The sequence below is a fragment of the Thermosporothrix hazakensis genome, from assembly GCF_003253565.1.
In the GTDB taxonomy this organism is placed as follows: domain Bacteria; phylum Chloroflexota; class Ktedonobacteria; order Ktedonobacterales; family Ktedonobacteraceae; genus Thermosporothrix; species Thermosporothrix hazakensis.
Map to the genome: position 1 here is coordinate 1 of NZ_QKUF01000063.1, position 7,699 is coordinate 7,699.

Annotated in this window: 7 protein-coding genes; 5 read left to right on the plus strand and 2 right to left on the minus strand. The window is 50.6% G+C overall.

What is annotated here, in order from left to right:
- The first annotated feature begins 382 nt into the window (after positions 1 to 382).
- Positions 383 to 745: a helix-turn-helix domain-containing protein gene (locus EI42_RS31310; RefSeq protein WP_111326852.1), complete on the plus strand. Its 363-nt coding sequence runs from the start codon at positions 383 to 385 to the stop codon at positions 743 to 745.
- A 435-nt stretch (positions 746 to 1,180) separates the two neighbouring features.
- On the opposite strand, the gene EI42_RS31320 is transcribed toward EI42_RS31310, so the two are convergent.
- Complete coding sequence (locus EI42_RS31320) at positions 1,181 to 2,035, minus strand: helix-turn-helix transcriptional regulator (RefSeq protein ID WP_111326856.1); 855 nt, start codon at positions 2,033 to 2,035, stop codon at positions 1,181 to 1,183.
- A 146-nt stretch (positions 2,036 to 2,181) separates the two neighbouring features.
- On the opposite strand from EI42_RS31320, the gene EI42_RS31325 reads away from it, so the two are divergent.
- From EI42_RS31325 to EI42_RS31335, 3 genes are all read left to right on the plus strand, one after another.
- Entirely contained in the window at positions 2,182 to 3,078 is an 897-nt protein-coding gene (locus tag EI42_RS31325) for an oxidoreductase (RefSeq protein WP_111326858.1), read from the plus strand.
- 556 nt (positions 3,079 to 3,634) lie between these two features.
- Positions 3,635 to 4,843 (plus strand): macrolide family glycosyltransferase, encoded by a 1,209-nt coding sequence (locus tag EI42_RS31330; RefSeq protein ID WP_111326860.1) that lies wholly within the window; start codon positions 3,635 to 3,637, stop codon positions 4,841 to 4,843.
- 199 nt (positions 4,844 to 5,042) lie between these two features.
- Complete coding sequence (locus tag EI42_RS31335) at positions 5,043 to 6,044, plus strand: acyltransferase domain-containing protein (protein WP_111326862.1); 1,002 nt, start codon at positions 5,043 to 5,045, stop codon at positions 6,042 to 6,044.
- A gap of 164 nt (positions 6,045 to 6,208) precedes the next feature.
- Here the strand turns inward: EI42_RS31335 and EI42_RS31340 are convergent, their stop codons facing one another.
- Positions 6,209 to 6,421 (minus strand): hypothetical protein, encoded by a 213-nt coding sequence (locus tag EI42_RS31340; RefSeq protein ID WP_146505474.1) that lies wholly within the window; start codon positions 6,419 to 6,421, stop codon positions 6,209 to 6,211.
- Positions 6,422 to 6,874: 453 nt separating this feature from the next.
- On the opposite strand from EI42_RS31340, the gene EI42_RS31345 reads away from it, so the two are divergent.
- On the plus strand, positions 6,875 to 7,237 hold the full coding sequence (locus tag EI42_RS31345) for a cupin domain-containing protein (protein WP_111326866.1): 363 nt from the start codon (positions 6,875 to 6,877) through the stop codon (positions 7,235 to 7,237).
- The last annotated feature ends 462 nt before the right edge of the window (positions 7,238 to 7,699 follow it).

The following is a 7,699-nucleotide window of genomic DNA, read 5'->3' on the forward strand; positions in this document are numbered from 1 at the left end:
TGGCGACTTGTCATCACAAACAAGCAATACCGTGACCTCCTTAAAGACGATAAGGTCCGCAATGACCTCCGCTATGCTTCACCGCAAGTTATGTTGCGTGGGGAGGTAGGCGTTCCGCACAACATCCGCATCATCGTGTCTCATCACCCTCACTGACCTCCAGGAGGGTGCTACAGACGCGAAGACGGCAACCAACGTCGCGCTGCTGGTCGCCCCGCACTGGGCTTTCATCGCGTGGAAACGTCGCCCTGAATTGACGGCCGACCCGACCCCTGTATGACTTCGGTCGCCGCAAACAGTTCGGTGTGACGGCTGATTATGACATTCAACTCGTGCACCCTGAAAGGGCGCTGGCGATCCACACTGCTGTGTAGGTGTGGATATGGTAGAGTTCTGTACTCTGGAGGATGTCAGGCGCGCTCTTGACATCCGCACCACGCAGCAAGATGACTGGATTGCGTCCCTCATTACGCAGGCCAGAGACACCATTGACCGATATGTCGGGTACTCCTTTCAGGATTTCCCTGATGACGTGCGGTGGCTCTCGGGCCGGGGACGTGACATCCTGATTACTGGCTCCATTAGACAGATAAAGCAATTTAAGGCAGTCCAGCTTCTGACAGAAACAGACTTCAGCATTACGGAAATAGCGCTCAGTCTCGGCTACACCAACTCCTCAACGTTCAGCCGGGCCTTCCAACGCTCGCCAGGGGTCTCCCCTTCCAGTTATCGCCGCTCTCACTAATGTGCCGCCAGAAAGGAATACTTTCAAGCGGCAAATGCAAACACACAGACAATTCCTCGTGCGAATCAACGCAAGCTCTCTCCTGTCCTCATCAGCAGAAGTGAGCACTCAATCAGTGTACCCTTTTCAATATTGAACTTCTTTCCATTCCGTGCTCTTCTAGCGTGAAGCGTGCCAGTTCCAGCATACATTGTAGACAACCGGAGCCACGAAATTTTAATATCTGATAGCAGTCTATGAGGAACCAGAACACTCGATTGAAAGGGTATCCAGGAATAGAAGAAGAAGAGAGATAGAGAACATATGCCCCCTCAACCTGTGGAGAATTACAGCCAGCGCCTGGATCAGGCATGTCGAGCTTTATGAGATAGAATGCATCCTGAAACATACAGGTGCCGTCATCATCCCACTCAAAGCGAAACATTTCCTGCTGGTCTATACAGCATTCATCACACTCTGATCCAGCAGGCGCTGTAGCTTTTCCTGTGTTCCCATTTCGGATAGTGGTGTGTAGACCATAAGTTTGAGTTCGGGCATAGCAGGCACCTGTAGGGTTGTATGCTCAAATACCAGGTCTCCCACCAATGGGTGCACAATCTCTTTTCGCATCTCACTTATCCCACGTACGTCATGACGAGGCCACCATGCGCGAAATTCAGGGCTTACCCGCTGTAAATCAGCGATCAAGCCACCGAACCATTCTTCATCAGCATAGTGCACACTATTCGTACGAAACTCTGCCAGCACTTTCTGCGCTACCTGTTCCCATGAAGGATTCTTGTATATCTGCTGACGCATTGGATCAACAAAAAGGTGCCAGACAACATTATGTTCATATGGAGGCACCGACCTGAACAACAAAAAAACCTGCTCAGCGGCCATGTTCCAGGCAAGATAATCCCACCGACGACCAACGATGTAGGCAGGAAAAGGATGAAGCCCATCAAGCACACGGCGTAATGCAGGGCTTACCTGCTCATCAGATATATGAGTATCGATGTGAGGCGATTGATCGGCAAGTGAGAAAAGGTATTGCCGTTCAGCGGATGTCAGCAGTAATGCATCAGCAATGTTCTGCAACACCTCCCTCGACGGATGAATAGCACGTCCTTGCTCTAACAGCGTATACCAGGCAACGCCTACATTCGCGCGTAGAGCCACTTCTTCGCGCCGTAATCCTGGCGTTCGTCGTCTCCCTCCATTGTTTAACCCGACCTGTTCAGGAGAGAGGCGCATGCGTCGCGTGCGAAGGAAATCTGCAAGCTCCTGTCTGCGTTGTTTGTCGTTCATTGTCCTCTCTACTCCTTATCCTACTAGTCTCAATTCTATGATAAAGAAGTTCTGGTTATATGAGAGCCTCTGTGTCATACTCTTCAGTGTATCACACAGCCGTCATGTGATGGTCATCCATTTAACAGAAAAAGGGGAAAACTTCTATGATATCGCATTCCACAAATGAACAGAGTCATCTACCAGCACAGGCCGCAGGTACATTCACGCTGGCTGAGGGTCTGACAGTCACACGTATGGGTTATGGCGCGATGCAATTGGCAGGACCGCACGCCTTTGGTCCTCCTGCTGACCGCAACGCTGCCATAGCTGTACTGCGCGAAGCGGTACATCTGGGCATTACCCATATCGACACGGCCGACTTCTACGGCCCATATGTCACCAACGAGATCATCAAGGAAGCACTGCACCCCTACCCGGATAATCTGCACATTGTCACGAAGGTTGGTGCGTTGCGAGATGCCGAGGGAAACTGGCCACAGGCACTTGCTCCACATCAGATCCGTCAAGCTGTCTACGACAATCTTCGGCATCTCGGCCTTGACGTGCTTGACGTTGTTAATTTGCGTGTGGGAAATCTCCACAGCCCGGCTCCCGGCTCAATCGCAGAACCGTTCACAGTACTCGCTCAAATGCGGCAAGAAGGGCTGATCAAATATCTCGGCCTCAGTACGGTGAACGCCGAACAGATCGCCGAGGCCCAATCTATTGCACCAATTGTATGCGTGCAGAATGCCTATAATCTCGCACACAGAGACGATGATGACCTGATCGATGCTCTCGCAGCACAGGGTATCGCCTATGTGCCCTACTTCCCGCTTGGTGGCTTCTCCCCGCTTCAGTCGGACAAGCTTCAGGCAGTTGCCACCCGTCACAACGTCACGCCGATGGTCGTTGCTCTGGCATGGTTGCTTCAGCGCTCGCCGAACATTCTGCTGATCCCAGGTACCTCATCGGTGGAGCATTTACGCGAGAATGTCAGCGCGGCAACACTGACCCTATCCGAGGACGATCTGGCTGAGTTAAACAGCATCGCCTCATAAAGCGTATGTACGCTAGACTTTATGAGGGCAACACAGGGATAATCCCATCACTTCGCAAATAAACAGCAGAGCCTATCAGTGGGTCCCTTGATAGGCTCTCTTCCTTTTCACAGTCTCTCCAGAAATGTTGCATTCCCACAGGATCACATATGGTATACTACCTTCTAAGAGCTTATTCTAAGCTATCATGGAACCAACAAGAATTCTTGAAAATGCATCATCTCTGTATACAAGGAGGAAAAGAATACCGGCCCCTGGTTTTATCCCCCAGAAACAACCAATCGGTCAATCTCGAAGGGTGCACCCATTGCCGTTGCTTTACAGGTTAGCTCGACACAAAGAGATGGGCATTGAGGCGAGAATAAAGCATACAGGCACACTGCGATCCGATACGCAAGAAGACCAGATGCTACAGCTCCTATCTCAAGATAAACGAAAACACGCATGCTAATCACTTGCCTGATACTATACATATAGATAGGGAGAGAGTTCGTATTGCAAGTTGCTTCTTGAGAAGAACCTGTATGCCTCTTTATATAGGAGGGATCTGAAGCTCATGGGAACTATCGTCTTTCTCGGCTCTCCTGCTTTCGGGCATGTGAATCCCACACTTCCACTGGCACAGGAGTTAGTCCAACGGGGAGAACAGATAATCTACTACAACCACGAAGAATTTCGCCGGCCTATCGAGCAAACCGGCTCTATGTTCTATGCGTATCCCGAGACCGAAATCAGCGCCACAAGCATTGGAGCCGCACTCCGGGGAGGCAATCTTGCGAACCTCGGGAGCCTGCTCCTGGCCGCAACGGAAAATCTGCTCCCTTATTTGCTCGACCACCTTCCACGTCACCGGCCTGATCTGATAATTTTCGACTCAATGGCACTATGGGGAAAAATGGTCGCAACTCTGTTAAACCTGAGAGCGGCATCTTCAATCAGTCACTTTGTCTATGATCCAAGCCATCTTATGAGTGAGGGTGCGCATTCCATGCGCTATCTCTGGCAAATCCTCCCACAGCTCCCTTCTGTGTTTATCATGCGCTCACGCCTCATCAGGAAATATCGAAGAGCATTTCCAAAGGAACGACCACTGCTACCATTACGCGGCAGCTTGAATCTTGTGTTCACGCTACGCGCTTTACAGCCGAAAACAACACTTATTGATGAGACGTTTCGTTTCGTTGGCCCTTCTATCAACCCGCAAATCAGAAGTGATGCTTTCTTCCTGCCCACTGAGAGGAAGAGTCCAATTGTCTATATTTCCCTGGGAACAATCCATACAAGACAGATGGAATTCTATCAGCGCTGTTTTGCGGCCTTTGGCGATTATCCCGCGCAATTTATCCTTTCAACGGGAAACGGGACTGCCATTGAGAAGCTTGGAGCTATTCCGTCAAACTTCATTGTGCGTTCTACTGTTCCACAACTGAAAGTGCTTGAACAAACCAATATATTTATCACACATGGTGGCATGAATAGTATTCACGAGGGGTTGTATTATGGAGTACCACTCATTCTTGTTCCCTATCAGTTAGAACAGCGGCTCAATGCACGAATCATCGTCAAACAGGGAGCGGGCCTTCTTGTCGAGCGAGCGGCTGGTGAGCCACCCTCAATTGATAATTTGCGTCGGGCGTTGGATGCCATCTTTTCTGATCCACGCTATCAGAAAGCAGCGAGAAGGCTTCAGCAGCTCTTCCAGGAGACAGGAGGCTATCAACAGGCAGCAGATGAAGTACAATCCTACTATATGCAAAGGGGCTGAAGCGTAATGCTGATAAGCTATTGAACGCTCTTAATAAAGAATATACTTTCAGGAGTTTCTCCCATCGAGGCTTCTTAGCTGGCTTCAAGCGCTCATCTGTTCTCTCTACACTACAGGCCAGTTGATAAAAAAACTGTGGAACTCAAGCACCTGCTTATCTCAATTGCTACTATCATAGCTATCTCTGGAAGGAGAAATAATGTCCCTACAACAATTGACGGCCACCGAAGTGAGCAAGCGACTCGGACTGCATGATGACTTCTTTCCCTGGCTCAAAGAACTGGAGGCATTAGAGCAAACAGGCTCGACCTTTGCACTCCCCGCGATTGGTGAACGAGACGAACTGTTGGCACGCCTCCACATAGAGCCCGAAGACGCCGCTGAGATCATCAGTGCATGGCCTCAGCCGACTCTACCTCCAGAATGGTGGTGGCTACTGCAACGGTGTCATCAACAGCTTGTCGCACAGATAGATACTCCAACATTATCACTCCCCTCGTGGCAACCACTCCCATCACATCTGGGAGCGATGGGCAGACTTTTCTACGTCTATGTATTTCTTGCCACGCTTCCTACCATACGACAATGGCACCGGGAACGTGGCATACCCGATGAAATATCCTGGGCAACGCTTGCTGACCTCGGCGAAAATATTGCTATCTACCGCCGCATGGTCGGAGAAACATCTTTGAACACGCCTCAATGGCCCATGCGCCACTTTAGTGGAACACTCTATCGCCTCGGGCGGCTCCAATTTGAGCGCACCTACTTTCTCGGGGAGACAAACCCAACAGTCTCCAATGTCGATCTTCAGCCATCGGCTCTTTCTGTCCATATCCCTGAATCGGGGGGCTCATTGGAACCATCAGCCTGTGATCAATCGTTTGAGCAGGCTCGCAGGTTCTTTGCGCGCCATTTCCCGGAAGAAACATACCATATCGCACAATGTTCATCCTGGCTTCTCGATCCACAGCTTGCAGACTATTTACCGCCCACGTCGCATATCATCCGCTTTCAACAGCGGTTTCACCTGCTTCCAGATGGGATCACCGATGACCAGAACATTATGAGATATGTCTTCAGGCGTATCGCTCCTGCACTTGACGAACTGCCTCAGCGCACGACACTGCAACAGGCAATCGTCAGGCACATACGTGCAGGAAAGCACTGGCAGATTCGGACTGGCTGGCTCAAGCTGTAGCCTTATAAAAGGCTTTCAAGTGTTGCGTTTAAACCGAAGAAGGAAGGATGGCTTCTTACCGGATAAGAGCAAATAAGGAGGAAGCAGACTTCCTTCTCAGTATTCACCCCTCATCTCTCCCCGTCACCTGAACTCCCTTACTTATGGCAGAGCCCCCGAAAGGTTCACCTGAACGACTCCACGACAGTTTCTGTATAGAATACCTGAACACTCTGCGGGTCCAGATAGCTGGAGAAGCGTTTTCCGGCTGGAGTCGTCTGAAATACTGCTACGGCTGCTTTGGCATCCTCCACAGATTCCCAGGAAAGCAGATCCAGCCATTCCCCGGTTATCGCCTGACTAACCGTCCTGTTGATAAAGCCTGTCTGTGTCTTCAACAAAGTGGTTGTCTCATCGACGGCAGCCAGAAATCCTCACAGGCTACCTCTGGTTGTACACGAAACAGAACAAGTTCAAGGGCCGTACTGTTTTTTTCTCTCAGTTCAGCTTGATTTTGTGACCAATGAAAGCTATCAGCAGACCAGGGTCAGATAGGGTCAACCCTCCATAGATCTTCACCCAACATCAGTGAGTTACCCCGGCAGATAAACCGCATTACAGTATCGCGAAGGCATGCAGCTCGTCCGGGATATCCTGATGAATACCTGAAAGGCTCTGCTTCACAGGGAAGACTATACTGAAAAAAAGATCGCTGGAGCAAGGTTCTTTGAAGCTCGCCTCTTTTCCGCCTCTTTCTCAACTGGGACCTGTTCCATACCCCATCGTACAGCGTCCTTCCTTATTCTGGCAGAGAAAGTGATCTCTCATTGCTGCCTGGAAAGGTTTGCCATATGGCAACAATACAGAAGAAGCATTTCAGCAAACCCGATGAAACCCGGACCCTGCCGAAAACCAGAATTGAAGTTCTCAACGTCGGCGACAACACGATTATGAAGACCACCTTTGAGCCGGGCTGGAGATGGTCGGAACATGTGAAGCCTACCGTTGGCACGTCCAGTTGTCAGATACCACACCTTAGCTACACCATTTCCGGTCACCTCAAGCTTCAGATGGAGGACGGAACACAGGAAGAAATAGGCCCGGGTGATATCGCTGACATTCCTCCCGGACATGATGCCTGGGTTATTGGGGACGATCCATATGTTGGTATAGACTTTACAGGAGGCCGCACCTACGGACAAAAAGCCACCTGAGAAGATGAGAAGAAAGGCGGAGCACAGCCTATTCTTCCACTGCAAGGATCTACGCCTCTGCTCAGTGGCCCCCAGGCAGAGCGTAGTCCTTGCAAATCAGCAGTTGAGCCGGAGTGCTCATCTCTCAAATGGTGATGGTTGTCCATCGCCAGACTATACCAGAATCGCAAGCTGCCTTATGAGCGTCCGCTTTCGTAGTTCTTGAGCGTAATAGCGTTGGCAGCCTGTAGAGTATCCTGCATCATTTTGCCGGAAAGCAGACCTGTGCCCATGTCTTCGGCACAAAATCCTTGACAGCTCCGGCAAACTTTTGATTCTTTACTACATAGTCACGCATCACATGTTCATAACTGTTGACACTCCCCAGGCCAGAAGGGCGGGGATTCTTCCTTCATCCAGCCTGCTTGCGCGGCGCCGCAGTGCGACGACGCGTAGCGGCAGGCTGTCCAGAAGCGTTCGACG